The sequence below is a fragment of the Azospirillum formosense genome (assembly GCF_013340925.1).
Taxonomy (GTDB): Bacteria; Pseudomonadota; Alphaproteobacteria; order Azospirillales; family Azospirillaceae; genus Azospirillum; species Azospirillum formosense.
The window spans coordinates 1-22,057 of sequence record NZ_WHOR01000075.1; the positions used below are offsets into that span (position 1 = coordinate 1).

Consider the following 22,057-nt stretch of genomic DNA (forward strand, 5'->3'; position numbering starts at 1 on the left):
CTTGGGGGCGGTGTGGGGAGGCGTCGTCATGGCGGCAAGACATAGGGCGAACCCAGACGCCGATAAAGGGCTGCCGATAAAGCGGCACCCGCGGGGGCGCTGGCGAAGCCCTGCCCGCTTGCGCTAGGGTGCGCGGACCATCACCAGGAAGCCCTGACATGAACGGACCGCGGCGAATCGGCCAGACCGTCCCCGAGGTGGCCGGAAAGGCGCTGGGCAAGCGCGGGCTGGCCTTCGGCTCGCTCATCAACGACTGGCCGTCCATCGTCGGCCACCAGTTGAGCCTGCGCACCGCCCCCGACAAGCTGAGCTTCCCCCGCGGCAAGCGGGAGGACGCCGTCCTGCACATCCGCGCCATGGGCGCCATCGCGCTGGAGCTTCAGCATCTGGAGCCGCAGATCGTGGAGCGGATCAACAGCTTCTTCGGCTACCGCGCGGTGGCGAAGATCAAGCTGATCCACGCCGCCCCGCTGACCATACAGAAGCCGGTGGTGCGCCCGCGCGACCTGACCATGGACGAGGAATTGTCGGTGATGACCACCGCCGCCACGGTGGAGGACGAGGAACTGCGGGCCACGCTGGAGCGCTTCGGGCGGTCGCTGCTGGCCCGCCCGCGTCCGACGCCGCGCCGCCGCTAGCCGTCATGCGCCCCCTTGGGGCGGGAGCAGGCTCGGGCTGGGCCATACTCTTGCCGCAAAAGGGGAGTTTCGATTATACCATCAACATCTGGTAGGGATGAGGCCAAAGTGAACCGCAACCTTTTGGGCATCGTTGCTCTGATCGCGGTCGGCATGACGCTGATCGTCGGGCTCGCCGTCGTCGGCTCCCGGCCGTCGAACGGACAGACTCTGCCCGTGCAGACGGCACCGGTGCAGATGGCGCAGGCTCCCGCCGCTTCGACCGCCGATCTGCTGGCCGACCGGGTGCTCGGCAACCCCAACGCGCCGGTGACGATCCTCGACTATTCGTCGATGACCTGCCCGCACTGCGCCGCCTTCCACACCGAGACGCTGCCGAAGATCAAGGAAGCCTACATCGATACCGGCAAGGCGAAGCTGATCTTCCGCGACTTCCCCTTCGACCAGGCGGCTCTGCGCGCCTCCATGCTGGCCCGCTGCGCCCCGGCGGAGCGCTACTATCCGCTGCTCGACGTGCTGTTCAAGAGCCAGGGCCAGTGGAGCCGCGCCGCCGACCCGGTCAAGGCGCTGGCCCAGTACGGCAAGCTCGCCGGCATGAGCGAGCAGGTGATCAACGCCTGCATGGCCAACCAGGCGCTGGCCGACGGCATCCTGCAGAGCCGGCTGGTCGGCCAGGACAAGTACAAGGTGGAGGCCACCCCGACCTTCGTCCTCAACGAGGGCGCGGCCACCATCAGCGGCGCGCAGTCCTTCGAGACCTTCGCCGCCGCCATCGACAAGCTGGTGAAGTAAGGACCGGGCAGAAGGCTTCGATCCCGTGCACTTCACGCGCCTCCGCCTGTCCGGCTTCAAGTCGTTCGTCGACGCCACCGATCTGGTGATCGAGCCGGGCATGACCGGCATCGTCGGCCCCAACGGCTGCGGCAAGTCGAATCTGGTGGAGGCGCTGCGCTGGGTCATGGGGGAAACCTCCGCCAAGCGCATGCGCGGCGACGACATGGACGACGTCATCTTCGGCGGCACGGCCAATCGTCCGGCGCGCAACCTGGGCGAGGTCGCCCTCCTCATCGACAACCGCACGCGCACCGCCCCCGCCGGCTTCAACGAGCACGACGAGCTGGAGGTGACGCGGCGGATCGAGCGGGGCAACGGCTCCGACTACCGCATCAACGGCAAGCTGGTGCGCGCCCGCGACGTCCAGCTCCTCTTCGCCGACAACGCCTCGGGCGCCGCCTCCCCGGCGCTGGTCAGCCAGGGCAAGGTCGGCCAGATCATCAACGCCAAGCCGCAGGACCGCCGCATGCTGCTGGAGGAGGCGGCGGGCATCACCGGCCTGCACTCCCGCCGGCACGAGGCGGAACTGCGGCTGAAGGCGGCCGAAGCCAACCTCATGCGCCTCGACGACGTGATCGGGGCCATGGACACCCAGCTTCAGAGCCTGAAGAAGCAGGCACGGCAGGCCGCCCGCTACCGCAACCTCTCCGAACAGATCCGCAAGGCCGAAGCCGTGCTCTGGCACCTGCACTGGATCGCCCATGAAGGCGAGCTGGCGCGCGCCCGCGGCGCCTTCGCCAAGGCCGAGGGCGCGGTTCGGGAGCTGATGCTGGCGGTCACCCAGCTGACCACACGCCGCACCGACGACGCCGCCGGGTTGCCGGAGAAGCGCCAGGCCGAAGCGGCCGCCGCCGCCGGCCTGCAACGGCTGGTCATCGCCAAGGAGCAGCTCGACGCCGAGGAGAAGCGCGTCGCCGAGCAGCAGCGCGCCCTGCTCTCCCGCCTTCAGCAGATCGCCGGCGACCTCGGCCGCGAGGAGGCTCTGGCCGCCGACGCCGGGGACGCCCTGGCCCGGCTGGAGGCCGAGCGCGACCGGCTGCTGGAAGCCCAGGCCGACGAGGAGATGCTGGAGGAGGCCGCACGCGACGCGCTGGCCGACGCGCGGGAGGCGGTGGAGGCGCTCGACCGCGAGTTGACCCGCCTGACCGAGCAGACCGCCGCCGACGAGGCACGCCGCGCCGCCACCCAGCGGCAGGTCGCTGATTTTGAAACGCGGGCCTCCGGGCTCGCCAGACGCCTCGCCGAGCAGCAGGCGCAGCGCGACGCGCTGGAGCGCGAGATCGCCGCCCGCGCCGACGTGGCGGAATCGGAACTGGCCGTCGAGCTGGCCGAACAGCGGCTGGAGGATGCCCGCGAGGCCGCCGAGCGGGCCGAGCGGGCCAAGACCGACGCCGAACCCGCCCAGGCCCGCGCCCGCGAAGCCCTGCAAACCGCCGAATCCGCCCGTGCCAAGCTGAAGGCGGAGGAAAAGGCGCTGGCCGAGCTGCTGTCCGCCGGGGCGGGCGACCTGTTCCCGCCGCTGGTGGACGCGGTGGCCGTCGCCCCCGGTTATGAGGGCGCGTTGGCGGCGGCGCTGGGTGACGCGCTGACCGCCCCGCTGGACGAGGCCGCCCCGGTCCACTGGCGAAACCTGCCGCCCTACCCCGCCGCCGCTCCCCTGCCCGCCGGGGCGGAGCCGCTGGCCGACCGCGTCCAGGGACCGCAGGCCGCCGCCCGCGCCCTGTCGCACATCGGCGTGGTCTCCGACGAAAACGCGGGGGCGGCTCTGGCCGCCGGCCTCGCGCCCGGCCAGACCCTGGTCAGCCGCGACGGCGGAGCGTGGCGCTGGGACGGGCTGACCGTTCAGGCCGGCGCGCCGACCGCCGCCGCCGTCCGCCTGAAGCAGCGCAACCGCCTGAACGAGCTGCGCGGCGAGCTGGACCTCGCCGACGAGCGGCTGGAGGTCGCCCGCGACGCCCTGGACGAGGCCAAGCGCGCCGTCGAGGAGGCCGCCCAGGCCGACCGCCGCGCCCGCGACGCGGTGCGCGAGGCCTTCGCCGGGGTGACCGCCGCCCGCGACCGCCACGCCAAGCTGGCCCGCGAGGCCGACGCCGCCGCGTCGAAGCTGGCGGCGCTGGTCGATGGCATCGCGCGGCTGGACACCGACCGGCAGGAGGCCGAGGCCGCCCTGGGGGAGGCGCGGGAGCTGCTGGACGCCCTGCCCGACCCGCGCGAGGGCCGCGACGCCGTCAACGACCGCCGCGCCACGCTCGCCGAACACCGCGCCGTCCTCGCCGAGAAGCAGAACGCGCTGGACCGCCTGACCCGCGAGGCGCAGTCCCGCCGCCAGCGTCTGGCCGCCATCCAGCAGGACGGCGCCTCCTGGGGCACCCGCCCCGCCGGAGCGGGCGGGCGCGTGGCCGAGTTGAAGGAGCGCGCCGCCGCCGCCGAGACGGACCTTGCCCAGTTGCAAAGCCGCCCGGCGGCAATCGAGGCCGACCGGCAGGCCCTGCTCGGCCGGATCAGCGAGGCCGAGCGCGCCCGCAAGCGCGCCGCCGACGCCCTGGCCGAAGCCGAGAACCGGCTGGCCGAGACCGAGAAGCTGCTGAAGCAGGCCGAGTCCGGTCTGGCCGACGCCCGCGAGGCCCGCGCCCACGCCGAGGCCGCCGTCTCCGCCGCGCTGCAGAACGGCCAGACCCTGACGGAGCGCATCGCCGAGCGGCTGAACTGCCGCCCCGAGCAGACCCGCGCCGCCGCCGACCTTCCCGCCGACGAGGCGATGCCTGACGTTGCAGTGGTGGAATCGCGCCTCGACAAGCTGACCCGCGAGCGGGAGAACATGGGGCCGGTCAACCTGCGCGCCGAGATCGAGGCGGCGGAACTGGAGACGCAGATCGGCACGCTGCAAACCGAGCGTGAGGATTTGATCAGCGCCATTGCCCGCCTGCGCCAGGGCATCGCCAGCCTGAACCGCGAGGCACGGGAGCGTCTGGTCGCCTCCTTCGACACGGTGAACCGCAATTTCCAAGAGCTGTTCATCCGCCTGTTCGGCGGCGGCAAGGCGCATCTGGAGCTGGTCAACGCCGAAGACCCGCTGCAGGCCGGGCTGGAGATCTACGCCAGCCCGCCGGGCAAGAAGCTGCAAGTGCTGTCGCTGCTGTCCGGCGGCGAGCAGGCCTTGACCGCGCTGTCGCTCCTGTTCGCCGTCTTCCGCTCCAACCCCGCGCCGATCTGCGTGCTGGACGAGGTCGACGCGCCGCTGGACGAGGCGAATGTCGGGCGCTTCTGCGATCTGGTGGAAGACATCGCGCGGGAGGGCAACACCCGCTTCCTCATCATCACCCACCACCGCCTGACCATGGCCCGCGTGGACCGGCTGTTCGGCGTGACGATGGTCGAGCGGGGCGTGTCGCAGCTGGTCAGCGTGGACCTGCAAAAGGCCGAGGAACTGCGCGGCGCGGCGTAACCGGCCCCGATCCCCCATCCATAGGCTTTCACGGCTTCATTCTGCTCCCTCGGACGCATAAGATAACGCGGATGAACGACCGGCCCGGTCGCCGGAAAGGGAGAATGGACGTGGAACGGGTGGATTTCCTGATCGTCGGCGGCGGCATGGCCGGCGCCTCGGCGGCCTATGAGCTGGCGGCGCACGGCAGCGTCATCGTGCTGGAGCGGGAGAGCCAGCCCGGCTACCACTCCACGGGCCGGTCGGCGGCGCTCTACACCCAGACCTACGGGCATCCGGTGGTCCGCGCGCTGACGGTGGCGAGCTGGGATTTCTACACCAACCCGCCGGACGGCTTTTCGGAACACCCGCTGCTGACTCCGCGCGGCGTCCTGCTGATCGGGCGGGCCGACCAGACCGCCGCTCTGGACCGCGACTTCGCCGAGGGCCGTCGGCTGACCCCGACCGTCGAGCGCCTCGACCGCGCCGAAACGCTGGCCCGCGCGCCCTTCCTGAACCCCGATTACGTGGATGGCGCGGTGTGGGAGCCGGAGGCCATGGACATGGACGTCCACGCCATCCACGGCGGCTACCTGCGCGGGCTGAAGGCGCGCGGCGGTCGGCTGGTGACCGACGCCGGAGTGACGGCGCTGGAACGGCGCGACGGGCTGTGGATCGCCACCACCCCGGCGGGCGACTTCGCCGCTCCGGTGCTGGTCAACGCGGCGGGCGCCTGGGCCGACGGTCTGGCGGGCATGGCCGGGGTGCGCCCCGTCGGGCTGGTGCCGAAGCGGCGCACCGCCATCACCTTTGATCCGGTGTTTGCCGATCCCGTTTTCGCCGAACCGGCGGACGCGGCGGGACTCGCCGGCTGGCCGATGACCATCGATGTGGACGAACAATTCTACATGAAGCCGGAATCGGGCCGGCTGCTGCTCTCCCCCGCCGACGAGACGCCCGTGGAACCTTGCGACGTGCAACCGGAGGAGTTGGACATCGCCATCGCCGTCGACCGCATGGAACAGGCGGTGCGCTTCTCCGTTCGACGTATCACGCACAAATGGGCGGGCCTGCGCAGCTTCGTCGCCGACAAGGTGATGGTGGTGGGCTACGACGAGTCGGTGGACGGCTTCTTCTGGCTGGCCGGCCAGGGAGGCTACGGAATCCAGACGGCGCCGGCCATGGGCCGCACCGCGGCGGCCCTGGTCACCGGAGGCGGCCTGCCGGCGGAGGTCGCCGCCCTCGGCGTGCGTGCGGAGGATCTGGCGCCGGCCCGGCTGCGGCGCCCCTGATGGGAGACACGGCGATGCGCGGAACGATGAAAAGGATCGGTGGCGTTGCGGTTCTTCTGGCCGCCGGCCTTCTGGGCGGCTGCGCCAACCCGGCCGCCGATCAGGCGATGGTCGCGCAGAACGCGCTGATCGGCATGCCGAAGCAGACCTTGCTGTCCTGCGCCGGGGTGCCGGAACGGCAGGCCACCGCCGGAGACCTGGAATTCTTCACCTACCGCAGCAACCGGCTGATCTCCTATCCGGCCTGGGGCGGTTACGGCGGATACTGGGGCTACCCCTATGGCGGATGGGGCGGCTACGGTTATGACGTGACCAGCGTCGATTGCGAGGCGACCTTCACCCTGCGCAACGGCGCGGTGGAACGCATCGTTTATGGCGGGTCGTCCAGCGGCGGAAGCCGACTCGGCCAATGCTACGCAATCGTACAGAACTGTCTGGCGCAAGTCCCCTCGCAGTCTCCACAACCACCCATGGCCCCAGCGCGTTAAGAGTTCCAGTCCATGCGACAACTCGTCGCTGTTGCAAAGCCGCCTCACTATGACGTTTTGGTTGAGGCGGCATAGCAACCCTAGAAAAACTCTGGTAATACAGCTCCAGGCATCAAGCCAAAAAAACGACATCAGCTAATTCTGCCCTGGAGCGAATCCCATGACTTTCCTGAAGCGCGCCGCTGCCGCCCTGCTGGCGACCACGGCTCTCGCCGCCGTTTCCTCCCCGTCGCTGGCCCAGGATTTCAAGGGCAAGTCCGCCGGTGACATCCTGGTGCGCGCGCGCGCCCTGGCCGTGATCCCGCAGGAAAATGGTGACCTGATCGGCGGCGGTCCGTTCGGTGGCAGCAACATCGGCAGCGTGGACATCGAGAACGACTACATCCCCGAACTCGACGTCTCCTACTTCATCACCGACAACATCGCTCTGGAGCTGATCGCCGGCACCACGCGTCACAAGGTTTCCGGTTCGCTGATCACCGGCCACGACATCGACGTGGGCAAGGTGTCGCTCCTGCCGCCGACCCTGACGGCCCAGTACCACTTCTTCACGAAGGAGCGTGTCAGCCCCTACGTCGGCGCCGGCATCAACTACACCTGGTTCTACGACGAGACCGCCGCCCGGAGCACCAACGCGGACGGCTTCACGACCAACACCGTCGACTACAAGAACCGCTTCGGCTGGGCGCTGCAGGCTGGTGTCGACGTTGCCCTGACCGGCAACTGGTCGCTGAACCTCGACGTCAAGAAGATCTTCCTGAAGACCGACGTCACCGCCAATGTCAGCGGCGTTCCGGTCACGTCGGACGTCAAGATCGATCCGTGGCTGATCGGCATCGGCGTCGGCTACCGCTTCTAATCGGCTTCTCCGTGGCCTCCCACGGGAGGCCACGCGAAACCGCTGGATTCAGGCCGGTTACTCCGAAAGGAGTAGCCGGCCTGTTCCTTTTTGCGACTTCCTACAGCGGCAACAGTGGGAGAGCATTCCCTTTCGTGAATCCGCGCGGGAGGAAGCACAACCATGCACATTGCCGCCGTCTTGAAAAGGAAGGGCACGGAGATCATCACCGCCAATCCGGGGGACCGGATCGACGCGGTTGCCCGCAAGCTCGCCCATCACAAAATCGGCGCCGTCCTGGTGATGAAGGATGACGGCCGGCCCGCCGGAATCCTGTCCGAACGCGACATTGTCCGCGCCGTTGCCGCGGATGGAGCCGCCGCCCTGGAGCGCCCCGTCGGCGACCTGATGACCCGGGACCTCGTCACCGGCAGCCCGGCCGACACGGTGTCCCAGATCATGGGCGTCATGACGCAACGCCGCATCCGCCATTTGCCGATCCTGGAGGACGGTGAACTCGTCGGGCTGGTCAGCATCGGCGACATCGTGAAGGCACGGCTGGATGACGCGGAACTGGAGGTCGAATCTCTGCGCGGCTACGTCGCCGGGATGGGCTGAGGCGCCCCAGCATCCCATAAACGAAAACGCCCGCGGATGATCCCGCGGGCGTTTTCAAAGGTAGGACAGCCGAACGACTGGTCCGGACCGTCGGTCTGAGCGGTCAGGCAGAGTGCGACTGCGGGAAGGCCATGGCGGCCTGGGTGCGGTTGCGCACACCCAGCGACTTGAAGATCGCCGTCATGTGGATCTTCACCGTGCCCTCCGACAGCCCCAGCTCATGGGCGATCTGCTTGTTGGACTTGCCTTCGCGCAGGCGGTCCAGAACCTCGCGCTGACGCTGGGTCAGCAGATGGTCGAGCTGCGGGTCGCTGGGCGGGATGGCGCCGACTCGCACCTCGGCTTCCCCGGATTCACGCAGCACGGTCGGCGGCACATAGACGCCGCCGGAGAAGATGAGGTCCAGCGCGCTCAACATGATCTTCACGCTGGAGGATTTCGGGATGTAGCCTGCGGCGCCGTGCTCCAGCGCGTCGCGCACGTCGTGATGCGCCTCGGACGCAGACACGACCACGACCTTGGAGTCGGGCTGCTTTCCCCGCAGGTCTTGGATGCCGGAGAAGCCGGGCCAACCGGGCATGCGCAGATCGGTCAGGACGAGATCGTAGGTCTCGCCCTTGCCAGCCTTTTCCAGAAGCTCATCAAAGTTGCTGGCTTCCTCAAAGCTGGCACCCTCCTTCAGCTGCTCCAGCAGCCTGCGCAATCCCTCCCGGAAAAGCACATGGTCGTCTCCGATCAGGATTTTCATCTGGTGGTGCCCCCGTACTCAGTGCTTTCAATGGTCCGAACGTACAGCCCTGACACAAGGCCAGTGTTCCAACCCTCAGTTTCGGAAAAAATGCAGGTCATTTTCAAGCATCATATGACCCAATTCCAAAAGGTATAGAAAGTCCTTATGCAGGGTAATGTCACATCAGACGTACCACGATTCGGTGGGGTTGGACAACCCGAATTTAACCTTTGTCACATACCAAGCTCTGAGCAATGGCATTGCTGCGCTACAGCAATATCCATTTCGCGCATCGTCCATCCATGACGAAAGTGAGCACAGATGTATCAAGCCATAGGCTTGATCATGATAAAGACCCGTCGTTTTCGTACTTTCTATCTTTCGCATCTCTCGAAACGAAAAGGCCGGAACCGACGCAGCATACACCGATCCCGGACCAAAGACATAGACCCCGTAAGGCTGATCCTCAGAAGGCGGCCTCGTCCATCTCCATCAGAGGCTTGGACCCGGCCATGATGGTGATGAACAGGGCGTTGGTCTGCGGCAGCAGTTTCGCCATGTAGAATCGGGCCGTCCTGATCTTGGCCTCAAGAAAGGCCGCGTTGCCCTCCCCTGCCGTCCGTTTCGCCTGGGCGGCCTTGACCATCCTCAGCCACATCCAGCCGAGCGCCACCAGACCGAACAGCCGCAGATAGTCGGTGGCGGCGGCCCCCGCCTCCTCCGGGTCCTTCATTCCCTTCTGCGCGATGATGGCGGTCGCCTGCTGGAGCTTGGCGAAGGCCTTGGCCAGCGGCAGGACGAACTCGGCCAGTTCCTCCGTCTCCATGTCGGCCTCGATCTCGGCGCCGACGGGGTGGAAGAAGCGGCGCAGCAGCCGGCCCATGTCCTGGGGCAGCTTGCGCCCGACGAGGTCCAGAGCCTGGATGCCGTTGGTGCCCTCGTAGATCTGGCAGATGCGGGCGTCGCGGACATACTGCTCCACGCCGGTTTCCCAGATGAAGCCGTGACCGCCATGCACCTGCACGGCGATGTTGGCCGATTCGAAGCCGATGTCGGTGAACAGCGCCTTGACGATCGGCGTCATGAGCTGGACGAACTCGTCCGCCTCCCGGCGCGTCTTTTCGTCCGCGTGCTTCTCCGCCACATCCAGCTTGTAGCCGACCAGGGCGCCGAGCGCGCGGGCGCCCTCGGTGTAGGCGCGGGCGGTCAGCAGGTTCCGCCGCACGTCGGGATGCACGATGATCGGGTCGGCCGGCTTGTCGGGGTGCGCCGTGCCCTTCAGCGAACGGCCCTGGAGCCGCTCCCTGGCGTAGGCCACCGCGTTCTGGTAGCTGACCTCGGCCACCCCCAGCCCCTGGATGCCGACGGCGAGGCGGGCCGCGTTCATCATCACGAACATCGCCCGCATGCCCTTGTGCGGTTCGCCGACCAGCCAGCCGGTGGCGTCCTCGAAGTTCATGACGCAGGTCGCCGACGCCTTGATGCCCATCTTGTGCTCGATGGAGCCGCAGGCGACGCCGTTGCGCGGCCCGACCGAGCCGTCCTCCTTGGGCAGGAACTTGGGCACCAGGAACAGGCTGATGCCGCGCGTCCCGGCCGGCGCGTCGGGCAGGCGCGCCAGCACCAGATGCAGGATGTTCTCGGTCAGATCATGCTCGCCGGCGGAGATGAAGATCTTCGTGCCGGTGATCCTGTGGCTGCCGTCCTCCTGCGGGACCGCCCTGGTGCGGATCAGCCCCAGGTCGGTGCCGCAATGCGGCTCGGTCAGGCACATGGTGCCCGCCCAGGTGCCGTCGACCAGCCGGCCGAGGAAGCGTTGCTTCAACGCCTCCGAGCCATAGGTGGAGAGCGCGTTGTAGGCGCCCAGCGACAGGCCCGGATACATGCCGAAGCTGAGGTTGGCGGAGCAGATGAACTCCTCCAGCATGGTGTTCACCAGCTTGGGCAGCCCCTGCCCGCCATAGGCCGGGTCGCAGGACAGCCCCTGCCAGCCCGCCTCGATGTAGGTGGCGTAGGCCTCCTTGAAGCCCTTGGGCGTGCGCACCACGCCGTTCTCGAAGGTGCAGCCCTCCCCGTCGCCGGACTGGTTCAGCGGGAACAGCACCTCCTCGCACAGCTTGGCGCCCTCCTCCAGGACCTGGGCGATCAGGTCGGGGGTGGCGTCCTCGTAACCCGGCAGTTCGGCCAGCTTGCCCGCCCCGACGATCTCGTCGAGGACGAAGCGGACATCCTCCAGCGGAGCCTTGTAGATCGGCATTGCTCAGTCCTCCCCCATCAGTTCCGCAGCGGCTTGCCGGTGGTCAGCATGTGCTCCACCCGGTCGATGGTGCCCTCGGTGCGCACCAGTTCCATGAAGGCCTTGCGCTCCAGCGCCAGCATCTGGTCCTCGGTCACCGGCTGGGTGACGTCGGCTTTCGGTCCGCCGGTCAGGATTTCGGCCAGCTTGCCGCAGACGACCATGTCGTGCGGCGTCGCCTTGCCCTGGAGCGCGAAGCCTTCCAGGAACAGCTCCAGCGCGGCCCGCCCGTTGGGACCGGGCAGCGTGTAGGTGACTTTCTCGGGCGGGGTGTAGTGTGCGGCCAGCTCCAGCGCCTTGGCCTTGGCGTCGGCCAGCAGTCGGTCGCGGTTCATGGTGATGCCGTCGCTCGCGCGCAGGTACAGCAGGTCCTTGGCCTCCGCCGCCGACTTGGCGACCTTGGCGAGGCTGATGGTCTCGAAGGCCCCGGCGACCGGCGGCATCGGCCCCTTCGGGGTCCGTGGGTTGGCGGCGTGGCGGGCCAGCATCTCGGTGCAGCCGCCCCAGCCGGGGATCAGCCCGACGCCGACCTCGACCAGACCCACGTAGGTCTCGGCGTGGGCCTGAACATGATCGGAATGCAGCAGGATCTCGCAGCCGCCGCCGAGCGCCATGCCGCTGGGCGCCGACACCACCGGGAAGGGGGCATACTTCAGGGCGCGGTAGGCGCGCTGGCCGCCCTCCACCAGCTCCTCGATCTGCGGCCACAGCCCGACGTTCAGGGCGAACAAGGCGAGGCCGAGGTTGGCGCCGACCGAGAAGTTGTCGGATTCGTTGTGGATGACCAGGGCCTTCCAGTCGCCCCCCTTATTATTGTTTGGCCCATCGCCGATCAGCTTCATCGCCTTGCCGTAGGCAGCCATGACGTCGCCGTCCAGCGCGTTCATCTTGCCGGTGAACTCGACGCACAGCACGCCGTCGCCGATGTCCCACAGGCTGGCCGAGCCGTTCTTCCACACCGGCTTCGACGCCCGCTTGATGTCGGACAGCAGCAGAACGCCGTCGGGACGCACCACGGTGTCGTAGAGGCCGGCGGTGGTCAGATGCTGGAGCCTGCCGTCCTCCACCCGGTAGAAGGGCCGGCCGGCGGCCTGCTCGACCAGCGGCGGGACGGGAATGCCCTCGCTGCGGCAGAGGTCGGCGAACCAGGCGGTGCCCAGCCGGTCGATCAGCTCGAACGGCCCCTGCTTCCAGTTGTAGCCGAGCCGCATCCCCTCATCGACCGCGACGATGCTGTCGGCGATCTCCGGCACCAAAGACGCGGCGTAGGCCAGCGTGTGGGCCAGCACCCGGCGGGCGTACTGCCCGGTCCTGTCGGGGAAGTCGGCCAGCGCCCGCAGGTCGCGCCCGGCGGCCGACACGCTCTCCAGCTTCGGCTTGTCGGAGCGGCGATAGGCGCCGGTGGACAGGTCGATGGCTTCCTTGACCTTGCCGCCGCCCTCGCGGTTCAGGCGGTAGAAGCCGCCCTTGCCCTTGCGGCCCGTATAGCCCTCCGCGATCATCCGGGTGATGACGGGGTGCTCGCGGAAGGCGGCGCGGTAGGGGTCGTTCTCCGGCAGGGTCGCCAGCAGGCTCTTGGCGATGTGCGGCATCAGGTCGAGCCCGACGAGATCGACCAGTCCGAACACGCCGGTCTTCGGGATGCCCATGGGGCGGCCGACGATGGCGTCGGCCTCCTCCACCGTCAGGCCGAGATCGACGGCGGCGTTGATCGCCGTCTGGATCCAGTAGACGCCGATGCGGTTGGCGATGAAGCCCGGCGTGTCCTTGCAGCGCACCACGCCCTTGCCCAGCGCGCGGTCGCCGACATCGGCGACGGCGGCCAGCGCATCGGGCCGGGTGGCCTCGCCGCCGACGATCTCCAGCAGTCGCATGTAGCGCGGCGGGTTGAAGAAGTGGGTGATCAGGAAGTCGCGCTTGAAGGCGTCCGACTGCCCCTCGACCAGCACGCCCAGCGGGATGGTCGAGGTGTTGGACGACACCACGGAGCCTGCCTTGCGCACCGGGTCGATGCGCCGGTAGAGGTCGGCCTTGACCGCCGGGTTCTCGACGATGGCTTCGACGATCCAGTCGACGTCGGCCAGCAGGGCGAGGTCATCCTCCAGATTGCCCGGAGTCACCAGCTTGGCGTTCTTCGGGTGCATGAAGGGCGCGGGGTCGGTCTTCAGGAGCCTCTGGATGGCCCCCTTGGCGATGGCGCTGCGGTCGTCACCCTCCTTGGCGGGGATGTCGAGCAGGACGACGGGGATGCCGGCGTTGGCGAAATGGGCGGCGATGCCGCTGCCCATCACGCCGGAGCCGATCACGGCGGCGCGTTTGATCTGCATGGTTGGTGCCTCCCTGTCCCGCCGCCGTCAGACCGCTTCCAGGACCGTGGCGATGCCCTGGCCGCCGCCGATGCACTGGGTGGCCAGGGCGAATTGCTTGCCCTCGCGCTTCAGCAGGGCCGCGGCCTTGCCGGTGATGCGGGCGCCGGTGGCGCCGAGCGGGTGGCCGAGCGCGATGGCCCCGCCGTCCAGGTTCACCCTGGCCGGGTCGATGTCGAGGTCGCGCATGCAGGCGATGGCCTGGGCGGCGAAGGCCTCGTTCAGCTCGATCACGTCGATGTCGCGGATGGACAGGCCGGCGCGCGCCAGCGCCTTCCGCGCCGCCGGGACCGGGCCGAGCCCCATCACCTCCGGCGCGCAGCCGGCCACCGCGACGGAGCGGATGCGGGCGAGGATCGGCAGGCCGTTGGCCTTGGCGTAGGCTTCCGTCGTCACCAGCACGGCCGAGGCGCCGTCCGTCAGCGGGGAGGAGGTGCCGGCGGTGACCGAGCCGTCGGCCAGGAAGGCGGGCTTCAGGCCGCTCAGCGTCTCGCCGCTGGTGCCGGGGCGGATGCAGCCGTCGCGCTCCACGAGGCCGGCGGCCGTCTGGATGGCGACGATCTCCTCGGCGAGGCGCCCGGCCTGCTGCGCCGCAGCGGCCTTGGCGTGGGACTCGGCGGCCATCGCCTCCTGATCGGCGCGGGAAATCTCATAGCGGCGGGCGACATTCTCCGCCGTGACGCCCATCGAGCAGTAGGCTTCCGGATAATGGTCCTTCAGGCCCGGATGGGGCAGCGGGTTGTAGCCCATCATCGGGACGCGGCTCATCGACTCGATGCCGCCGCACAGGAAGACCTCGCCCGCCCCCATCTGGATGGCGCCGGCCGCCTGATGGATCGCCTGCATCGAGGAGCCGCAATAGCGGTTGATGGTGGTGGCCCCGGCGGTCAGCGGCAGCTTCGCCAGGAAGGACACGGTGCGGGCGATGTTCATGCCCTGCTCGCCCTCGGGGAAGGCGCAGCCGACGACCACATCCTCGATGTCCTGCGGGTTGACGCCCGTGCGCTCGACCAGCGCCGCGGCGACATGGGCCAGCAGGTCGTCGGGACGGACCTTCGCCAGCTCGCCCTTGTTGGCGAAGGCGAAGGGGGAGCGGGCGTAGCCGGCGATGACGACCGGATTGGCGGGCGTGGTCAAAGGCGCCGAGGTCATGGTTGCGTGTCCTCCGGGGTGTGCGTCTCCGTGATTCCGTTCTTGCGGAAATGGTCGGAGATCTGGGTGTCGATGATGCGCAGCTCGCCCAGCGTCTGCTGGACGTCCTGAAGCTGCCGTTCCAGGTCGGCGATGCGGCGGCGGGCGATGCGCTGCATGAAGCGCATCTGCTCCTTCTGGATCTCGTCCGCGTCGTAGAGGGTGAGGAATTCCTTGATCTCGGCCAGGCTGAAGCCCAGCCGCTTGCCCCGGCAGATCAGCGCGAGGCGCGCGCGGTCGCGGTGGCCGTAGACCCGGGTGGTGCCGTCGCGCTCCGGCGCCAGCAGCCCTTCGTCCTCGTAATGGCGGATGGTGCGGTGGGTCAGCCCGAACTCGTCGGCCAACTCACCGATGGCGAAGGAGCGTCCGGCACCGTCCGCGCCGGGGTCGAGTCCGGCGTCCAGCCCGATATCGGGGCGCGTGCCCAGCCCCATCAACCTTGCGGGTTGCGACATTCCCCACCCTTCCCTGACTCGTCATTACCCATGATCGTTATGGGTTGACGTTTACGTAAAGGTAAGGTGCTTGCCATTTGCTGTCAAGCGGGCAGCCGGCTCCCATTCGGGCGCCCTCCCGATGGCCATCCGGGGTGCGGCGCGGGCGCGCTGTGACAGCATGCCACGGGCGGTGCGCCTACCCAGCTATGGCAGGCTCGGGACACTCAACGAACAAAGCCGCCGGCGGACCCAGGCCAGGAATGGCCGGGCGCAACGGCCGGTGACAGGGCAGGACAAACCGGAGTCACGGCAAGCAGGGTTGGGACAGCCGATGTCGTCGCGCGCCATCGTATCGCTGGGCGTCTGGATACTCGCCATGGTGCTGATCGGCACCCTGACGGTCGGGGTCGCGTTGCTGTTCTACGTGGCGCTGACCGCCTTCTTCGCGGTCGTGGTGGCCATCCTGATGCTCGTCACCCGCCAGCGCGACGACGACCACAAGAAGATCGTCTGAGACCGGCCGAACCGGACAAGCCGGTCCGGGAAAAGCAAAAGCCCCATCGCCCACGCACGGCGGGCGATGGGGCTTTTCCGTTTGGGCCGCTTACTCCGGCAGGACGCGCAGGCGCGACGCGGCGGTGCGGGCCGACTGGTGCGGGCGATAGAGGTCTTCCACCGTCGCACCGGGCTGGGCGTAGTCGCCGGGCGTCACCGCACGCACCAGATAGACCAGCCGGAAGCGCGGCGCCTGCTTCGTCATGTCGAGCGCGGCGACGAAGCGGTCGTCGCGGTAATCGACGGCGCGGGGCGCGGTCAGTTCACCCAGCCAGGACAGGTCGCCCAGCGGCGCCCCGCCCCCGGCGAAGCGGGCGGCCTCGATCTCGAAGCCGGCGGGCAGCGGATCGGACACCAGACCCTGCCGGTCCACCGGATCGGAGGCGCTGCCCTCCAGAATCACCACCAGCCGGTCGTTCGGACGGACGGCGCCCGGATCGGCGGGCCGGCCGGTCATGTCGAACAGGCTGCGGGTGACGGTCATGCCCTGTTCCTCCGCCCCCGGCGCCGCGTCGGCGATGCCGGACACCGACAGGATCTGGCGCAGCGGCTCGCCCCCGGCGTTGCGGATGGCCGGCGGAGCCGCCGGGTCGATGCGCTGGAACAGCGGCTTCGCCCCCTCGGTGACCTGTTCGGCCCCTTGCTGGTCCTTCTGGGCGATCTTCATCGCCGGCGCCCGGTCGATCAGCGCCTTCGCCGCCTGGAGAAGCCACGCCTGCTCCTGCACGCCGGTCGTGCGGACGGCGGCGTAGGTCTTGGACAGGCGCTCGGTCGCCTGGGTCAGGCGATCCCGCTCGACCACACCGCTCTCGCCCATCAGAGCCACCACGCCGGCCTCGTCGCGCAGCGACGAGCCGTAGTCGCGCAGGCTGGCCGACACGACGCGGGCGCCGGACAGCCGGCCGAAGGCTTCCGCCGCGCGGTCCTTGTCGCCCAGAGCGGCGATGGCCGTGGCGACCTGGGCGCGGGCGAAGTCGGTCTGCAGCTTGTCCCAGAAGGTCTCCTGGAAGTAGCGGACGGCCCCCGCGTCGATCATCTTGGCGCGGGCCAGCACATAGAGCGCGTAGGCGCGGGCCGGCTGCTCGTCGGCCTCCACCCAGGCGTTGTCGAGCGCGCCGCGCAGCCCGTCCAGCCCCTTGCGGTAGGGGCCCTCCGGCACGCGGTAACCGGCGGCCTTGGCGCGGCCCAGGAAATCCAGCGCGTAGGCGGTCAGCCAGGAATCGGCCTCCCCCTTCGGCGACCAGCCGGCGAAGGCGCCATCCATCCGCTGGAAGGTCAGCACCCGGTCCACCGACCGCTGCACCCGCGCCTTCACCCGCTCGTCCGAGGCGACGCCCAGCGCGACCGCAACGTCGCCCAGCGACAGCAGGGGCAGCGCACGGCTGGCCGTCATCTCCAGCCCGCCGGGGCCGCCGCGCTCCAGCGCGGTCAGCAGGCCGGGAATGTCGAGGTCTGGCAGGTTGCCGAGCGACAGGGCCGCCGTCGCGGTCTCCGGACGCAGGCCGTTCAACAGGTCGGCGGGCAGCTCGACGCCGCGCTCCGGGGCCAGCATGGAGGCGGTGCGGCGGGTGACCAGCGGCGAGGCCGGGCGCACCGGGATTTCCCACTGGCGCGTGATGCGCAGGCCGTCCGGCCCGGTCACGTCCAGCGCGATGTGGCCCGTGCCGACGCCGTTGGCGGTCAGGACCCGCCCGGCGGTGGCCCGCTTGCCCTTGCCCAGCTCGGGCACGGCGATGCTGCCTTCGCTGAGCGACACGGCACCGCCGGCGATCAGGGAGATGGTGTAGGCGCCCGCCGGGCCGGCGACGTTGTCGAGCGTCACCGGGACCACCGCCCGGTCCCCCGGCGCCAGGAAGCGCGGCAGGCCCAGGTCGGCCAGCACCGGATCGGCGACCAGCATGGAGGATTCGGAGCGGCCCAGCTTGTCCCCGCTCCAGGCCACGGCCATCAGGCGCAGCCGGCCTTGGAAGTCGGGAACGTCCAGCGGCACCGCCACCTTGCCTTCCGGCCCCACGGTCAGCACGCCGGAGAACAGGGAGACGACGCGCTCCGACTTCTGCGGAACGGTGACGCCGACCTGACGCAGCCGCGGAGCGGCGCCGGGACGCGTGCGGGTGGCGTCCAGGACCGCCGGATCGATCAGCCGCCCGAAGGAATCGCGCAGCTCCACGCCCAGGCGGCGCTTGCCCAGATAATGGTCGATGGGGTTCGGCGAATGCTGGTCGGTGAGCTGGAGCACGGCGTCATCCACCGCGGCGACCGTCACATAGGCCGGCTGGCCCTCCGGCGCGCCCTCCACCACCACCTCGGCGGTGACGGAGCGGCGGGGCTCGGTCTGCGCCGGGGCGGCGACGCGCACGTCCAGCGCCCGCTCGTCCCCGTCCACCGCCAGCCAGGACAGGCCGACGGCGCGGCGCGCCACGCCCTTCGACGGGCCGCCCGCGGCGTCCGGGGCGCCGAAGGCGGTCGCCAGCACATAGACGCCGCCGGTCCAGGTCGGATCGACGGGGATCTCCAGGAAGGCCCCCTCCGGCCCGATGCGGCGGGTGGAGGCGTGGCGGATCCTGCGGTCGGCGACGGTGATCAGCACCTCGCTGTCGTAGGGTGGCTTGACGTAGACCCAGGCGGTCTCGCCGCCCTTGTAGGCGGGCAGCATGACGGTCACGTCCACCTGATCGGGACGCTCGCCGGCGGTCGGGGTCATCCACCAGCCGGCGGCGAAGCGCAGGCTGCTCGCCACGCCGGTCTTGGGATCGAAGACCTCCAGCCGGTAGCGTCCGGCGCCCACCGGGGCCTCCACGGAAGCCGGCTTGGCCGCCTGGGCGGCGAGCGTGCCGCCGGTCACCCGCTGGTCGCGCACCGTGACCTTGTAGTCCCAGCGCCCGTTGGCCTCGAACCAGGCGTAGTCGTACTCCTCCTCGAACAGCTCGTAGGAGAGGTCCTCCTTGTCCATCGGCTGGCCGTCCGGCCCGACCGCCACCACGTCGAAGCCGGCGGTGGCGCCTTCCGGCACCCCGTCGCCCTCGAAGCGCGGGCGGATGCCGACGGCGAAGGGCTGGTGGCGCACCGGCAGGACCAGATCGCGGCTGACCGAGCGGCCCCCGATGTCCAGCAGGGTGGCGCGGACCACCGCCTCCAGCGGCTTGGTGCTCTCCGGCGCCTTGGGCAGCGCGAGGTCGGCCTTGGCCTGCCCGTTGCGGTTGGTCGTGAAGCCCGGCAGGTCGCTGCGCAGCGGCTTCACCTCCTCCTGGGTCAGGCCGAAGCGGTAGCCGGGCAGGTTCGGGTAGGGATTCGCCGCGGCGCGCAACGTCACCGCCAGCTCGCCCGGCAGGCCCGCCGCCGGGGCGCCGTAGAGGAAATGCCCGTCGATGGTCAGGGTCGTCTTGCCGTCCGCCGGAAGCTCCGCCGCCTCGGCGGCGAGGGCGATCTCAAGGCGCGGCGGGACGAAGTCCTCGACCAGGAATTCGGCGCGGCCCAGCACCGGCCCCATCGTGTTCGGCTGGCTCCCGGCCTCCGGCTCGCCGTGGGCGGTGACGGCCCAGGTGCCGGTCATGGCGTTGGCCGGGATCTCGACGCGGGCGGCAAAGCTGCCGCCGCCGGATTCGGCAAGCGGGCGGCGGTCCACCTCGAAGCCGTCCGGGCGCTGGATCTTCAGCGTGACGGGACGGCCGGTGACCGGCTTGGCGTCGGCGTCGCGCAGCAGCATCGCCAGATGCACCGTCTCGCCGGGGCGGTAGATGCCGCGCTCGGTGTAGAGGAAGGCGTCGGGCTGGCCGGGGACCGGGCGCGCCGGGACCGCCGCCGCCACACCGCCCGGAGCCGCGTTTGGCGCCCCGCCCGGCGGCGGCGCGTTGGCCAGGGTCGGCGTCACGAGGTCGAGGAAGCCGAAATCCCCCGCCCCGCGGTAGGCGAACAGCGCCTGCACCGGTTCCCGTCCGGCGGCGCGCAGGGCGGTGAGGTCGAAGCGCGCCAGCCCGTCCGCGCCGGTCAGCGCCTTGCCAAGCTCCTCGTTGTTGCGGGCGAGCAGGCGCAGTTCCACGCCGGCCTCCGGCGTCGCGCCCTTCACGGAGCGGGCGAAGACGACCAGCGCGTCCTCGCCGGTGATGGCGTTCAGGCCGAGGTCGGAGACGACGAACCACTGGGTCGCCTTGTGGTCCCAGCCGCCGGGCTTGATGTCCTCGGTGCTGGCCACGGCGATGTAGACGCCGGGCTCCAGCCGGCCCAGCACGGCGTCGATGGGAAAGGGCGTCACCACCGCCTGGTTGCGGCTGTTGCTGATCGCCATCTCGCCGCGCCACACCTCCTGGCCGGAGCGGTCGAGGATCTCGCCGACCTCGTGGTCCGACATCTGCTGGCCGATGCGGCCGAAATAGATCTTCTCGACCAGACTGCGGTCGTTGATCCGCAGCACCTGGAGCTTCGCCCGATCGAGGTTGATGGAGCGCAGGGGAAGCCCGTCGGCGCCGATGCGCGGCAGGATGTAGCCCGCCCCGCGGAAGGCCAGCGCCGGCTTGCGGTTCGGCACCTCGATGTCGCGCGCGTCGGGGTTGGGCAGGCGCTTCCCGTCGCTGCCCGGCAGCCCGTCGCGCAGGGTGATGCGGTAGCTCTGCCCGTGCTTCAGCCCCTCGACGCAGAGCGTGCGGTCGCGGGCGACGGCGGTCCCGTCGAAGGCCGCCCCGCCGCCAGCCGCCGTCACCTCCACATAGTCGCGGTAGTTCACCGCGCGCGACTTCTCCAGCCGGTCGGTGAAGGTGAAGCAGGCCTGCGGCACGTCGCGCTCCGCCACCACCTCGGCGGAGGACACGCCGAAGGGCACCGGCTCGGGCGGCGCGTCGGCGGCGATGACGGGGGTTGAGGACGCGACGAGGACGGCACAGACACGCGCCACTGCACGCAACATTCGATCTTCCCTGGACCAGCCGCCCGGCGCGGCGCGCGCGGGCCTATGCGAAAACTTGGGGCCTGCGAAAACATTGTTTTCGGCAAACCGGCGCGGAGTATGCCGAAGCGCCCCTGGTTTCGCCACGGCTTTGCGGCCCCGCCCGGAAAATCCCGCAAGGCGGATTTGGCTGCGGATGGGGTTCGGATCAGGCGGCGAATTCCAGCGTGAACTGGCTGCCCTCGCCGGGCCGGCTGTCGATGCGCAGGCGCCCGCCATGGGCCTCCATCAGCGACTTGACGATGGGCAGCCCCAGCCCGCCGCCCTGCCCCGGCAACGCCACATGCACCGCGGGCTGCCCAAAGGGCTCCGCGGCTTGGTGGAGTTGTTCCGGCGTCATGCCGATGCCGTTGTCCGTCACCCGCACGCGGCATCCGCCGGCCGCTCCGCCGCCGACCGACACCAGGATGCGCCCGCCATCCGGCGTGAAGGTGACGGCGTTGGTCAGCAGGTTCAGGAGCATCTGCCTCAAGGCGCGCTCGTCCGCCGAGACGCTGTGGTGCCCCGGCTCGACATGCATGTCCAAGCGGATGGCCTTGGCGTCGGCCTGCGGCGCCACCATGCGGAACGCCCATTCGACGACCGGAGCGACGTCGAGATTCTCCCGATGCAGAGGCAGCGTCCCCGCCTGGAGCCGCGACAGATCCATGATGTCGTTGATCAGCCCCAGCAGGTGCCGCCCCGATTCATGAATGTCGTGGGCGTAGTCGGCGTAACGCCCGCCGGCCTGCGGCCCCAGCATCTGGTCGCGGATGATTTCCGAGAAGCCGAGGATGGCGTTCAGCGGCGTGCGCAGTTCATGGCTGACGCGGGCCAGGAAGTTGCGGTTCAGCGCCAGCGCGGCGCGCAACCGCTCCGCGGTGCGGTGCTGCACCAGAAGGAACAGCGTCACCAGCAGAATGGACGCGGTCAGGATCGCCGCCAGCAGGAACAGCGTGTTGCGCAGGTCGGCCACCCCCGCCTCGATGTCCACCCGCGCGACGCCCACCGTCGCGACCAGCGGATAGCTCTCCACCATGCGGTAAGCGAAAGCGCGCAGGACGCCGTCGGTCTGCGACTCCTGCCAATAGACGCCGGCGAGCGACCGCCCCAACGCCTCCCACAGGCGGGATTGGGGGATGGCGAAACCGACCGCCTCGACGCCCCGCGAGGCGCCGCGGGCGCGGATCATCTTGTCCATCCCGATCAGGGTCACCGCCCCCAGCGGCCCCAGATTCGCCTGCTGGTAGAACTCCGCCAGGATGTCGGGGTCGATGTTGGCGATCACGATGCCCGCAAAGCCGCCATCCCCGTCGGTCAAGCGCCGGCTGAGGCGCAGCAGGGGGCCGCCGCCGGTCGTCCCGGGAAAGGGCGTTCCGATGTGCATCAGATCCCGGCCGGTGCCCAGATGAATGTCGGAGGCCCCCTGCTG

Annotated in this window: 15 protein-coding genes; 8 read left to right on the forward strand and 7 right to left on the reverse strand. The window is 69.8% G+C overall.

Translation table 11 applies throughout. The annotated features are described in order from the left end of the window. Nucleotides 1-158 precede the first annotated feature (158 nt). From GBZ26_RS12250 to GBZ26_RS12280, 7 genes are all read left to right on the forward strand, one after another. Entirely contained in the window at nt 159-638 is a 480-nt protein-coding gene (locus tag GBZ26_RS12250; protein WP_174439086.1) for a DUF721 domain-containing protein, read from the forward strand. 108 nt (nt 639-746) lie between these two features. Further along, the gene (locus GBZ26_RS12255; RefSeq protein ID WP_343207240.1) at nt 747-1,430 is read left to right on the forward strand and encodes a DsbA family protein; all 684 of its coding nucleotides are present in this window, start codon (nt 747-749) and stop codon (nt 1,428-1,430) included. 25 nt (nt 1,431-1,455) lie between these two features. Then, complete coding sequence (locus GBZ26_RS12260) at nt 1,456-4,917, forward strand: AAA family ATPase (RefSeq protein WP_174439087.1); 3,462 nt, start codon at nt 1,456-1,458, stop codon at nt 4,915-4,917. Between the two features lie 104 nt (nt 4,918-5,021). Further along, nucleotides 5,022-6,188, forward strand: coding sequence for an NAD(P)/FAD-dependent oxidoreductase (locus GBZ26_RS12265; RefSeq protein ID WP_174439088.1), 1,167 nt, complete (start codon nt 5,022-5,024; stop codon nt 6,186-6,188). A gap of 26 nt (nt 6,189-6,214) precedes the next feature. Then, nucleotides 6,215-6,676 (forward strand): hypothetical protein, encoded by a 462-nt coding sequence (locus GBZ26_RS12270; protein ID WP_246653799.1) that lies wholly within the window; start codon nt 6,215-6,217, stop codon nt 6,674-6,676. A 160-nt stretch (nt 6,677-6,836) separates the two neighbouring features. Beyond that, complete coding sequence (locus GBZ26_RS12275) at nt 6,837-7,535, forward strand: OmpW/AlkL family protein (protein WP_014198347.1); 699 nt, start codon at nt 6,837-6,839, stop codon at nt 7,533-7,535. A 162-nt stretch (nt 7,536-7,697) separates the two neighbouring features. After that, a complete protein-coding gene (locus GBZ26_RS12280) occupies nt 7,698-8,132 on the forward strand; it encodes a CBS domain-containing protein (protein ID WP_174439090.1) in 435 nt (144 codons plus the stop codon). Nucleotides 8,133-8,235: 103 nt separating this feature from the next. Here GBZ26_RS12280 and GBZ26_RS12285 read toward each other — a convergent pair whose 3' ends face one another. The 5 genes from GBZ26_RS12285 to GBZ26_RS12305 form a co-directional block, all read right to left on the reverse strand. After that, nucleotides 8,236-8,880 (reverse strand): response regulator, encoded by a 645-nt coding sequence (locus GBZ26_RS12285; protein ID WP_014198344.1) that lies wholly within the window; start codon nt 8,878-8,880, stop codon nt 8,236-8,238. Nucleotides 8,881-9,328: 448 nt separating this feature from the next. Beyond that, complete coding sequence (locus GBZ26_RS12290) at nt 9,329-11,119, reverse strand: acyl-CoA dehydrogenase C-terminal domain-containing protein (RefSeq protein ID WP_174439091.1); 1,791 nt, start codon at nt 11,117-11,119, stop codon at nt 9,329-9,331. A gap of 17 nt (nt 11,120-11,136) precedes the next feature. Next, on the reverse strand, nt 11,137-13,485 hold the full coding sequence (locus GBZ26_RS12295; protein ID WP_174439092.1) for a 3-hydroxyacyl-CoA dehydrogenase/enoyl-CoA hydratase family protein: 2,349 nt from the start codon (nt 13,483-13,485) through the stop codon (nt 11,137-11,139). A gap of 27 nt (nt 13,486-13,512) precedes the next feature. Continuing rightward, complete coding sequence (locus tag GBZ26_RS12300) at nt 13,513-14,676, reverse strand: thiolase family protein (protein WP_174439093.1); 1,164 nt, start codon at nt 14,674-14,676, stop codon at nt 13,513-13,515. Next, complete coding sequence (locus GBZ26_RS12305) at nt 14,673-15,170, reverse strand: MerR family transcriptional regulator (RefSeq protein ID WP_174439094.1); 498 nt, start codon at nt 15,168-15,170, stop codon at nt 14,673-14,675. The genes GBZ26_RS12300 and GBZ26_RS12305 overlap by 4 nt, the downstream gene beginning before the upstream one ends. A gap of 313 nt (nt 15,171-15,483) precedes the next feature. Here GBZ26_RS12305 and GBZ26_RS12310 point away from each other — a divergent pair, with 313 nt between their 5' ends. Then, nucleotides 15,484-15,666 (forward strand): hypothetical protein, encoded by a 183-nt coding sequence (locus GBZ26_RS12310; protein ID WP_145702350.1) that lies wholly within the window; start codon nt 15,484-15,486, stop codon nt 15,664-15,666. Between the two features lie 90 nt (nt 15,667-15,756). Here GBZ26_RS12310 and GBZ26_RS12315 read toward each other — a convergent pair whose 3' ends face one another. Together GBZ26_RS12315 and GBZ26_RS12320 are read right to left on the reverse strand one after the other, a co-directional pair. Continuing rightward, nucleotides 15,757-20,607 (reverse strand): alpha-2-macroglobulin family protein, encoded by a 4,851-nt coding sequence (locus GBZ26_RS12315; protein ID WP_174439095.1) that lies wholly within the window; start codon nt 20,605-20,607, stop codon nt 15,757-15,759. Between the two features lie 187 nt (nt 20,608-20,794). After that, a partial coding sequence (locus GBZ26_RS12320; protein ID WP_174439096.1) for an ATP-binding protein occupies nt 20,795-22,057 on the reverse strand: 1,263 nt, incomplete at its 5' end.

What these genes read in the sequence shown, in the direction of transcription:
- GBZ26_RS12285 (WP_014198344.1), bottom strand. Translation starts at nt 8,880, where the DNA reads ATGAAAATCCTGATCGGAGACGACCATGTGCTTTTCCGGGAGGGATTG.
- GBZ26_RS12300 (WP_174439093.1), bottom strand. Translation starts at nt 14,676, where the DNA reads ATGACCTCGGCGCCTTTGACCACGCCCGCCAATCCGGTCGTCATCGCC.
- GBZ26_RS12295 (WP_174439092.1), bottom strand. Translation starts at nt 13,485, where the DNA reads ATGCAGATCAAACGCGCCGCCGTGATCGGCTCCGGCGTGATGGGCAGC.
- GBZ26_RS12280 (WP_174439090.1), top strand. Translation starts at nt 7,698, where the DNA reads ATGCACATTGCCGCCGTCTTGAAAAGGAAGGGCACGGAGATCATCACC.
- GBZ26_RS12265 (WP_174439088.1), top strand. Translation starts at nt 5,022, where the DNA reads ATGGACGTGGAACGGGTGGATTTCCTGATCGTCGGCGGCGGCATGGCC.
- GBZ26_RS12310 (WP_145702350.1), top strand. Translation starts at nt 15,484, where the DNA reads ATGTCGTCGCGCGCCATCGTATCGCTGGGCGTCTGGATACTCGCCATG.
- GBZ26_RS12315 (WP_174439095.1), bottom strand. Translation starts at nt 20,607, where the DNA reads ATGTTGCGTGCAGTGGCGCGTGTCTGTGCCGTCCTCGTCGCGTCCTCA.
- GBZ26_RS12305 (WP_174439094.1), bottom strand. Translation starts at nt 15,170, where the DNA reads ATGTCGCAACCCGCAAGGTTGATGGGGCTGGGCACGCGCCCCGATATC.
- GBZ26_RS12290 (WP_174439091.1), bottom strand. Translation starts at nt 11,119, where the DNA reads ATGCCGATCTACAAGGCTCCGCTGGAGGATGTCCGCTTCGTCCTCGAC.
- GBZ26_RS12275 (WP_014198347.1), top strand. Translation starts at nt 6,837, where the DNA reads ATGACTTTCCTGAAGCGCGCCGCTGCCGCCCTGCTGGCGACCACGGCT.
- GBZ26_RS12270 (WP_246653799.1), top strand. Translation starts at nt 6,215, where the DNA reads ATGAAAAGGATCGGTGGCGTTGCGGTTCTTCTGGCCGCCGGCCTTCTG.
- GBZ26_RS12250 (WP_174439086.1), top strand. Translation starts at nt 159, where the DNA reads ATGAACGGACCGCGGCGAATCGGCCAGACCGTCCCCGAGGTGGCCGGA.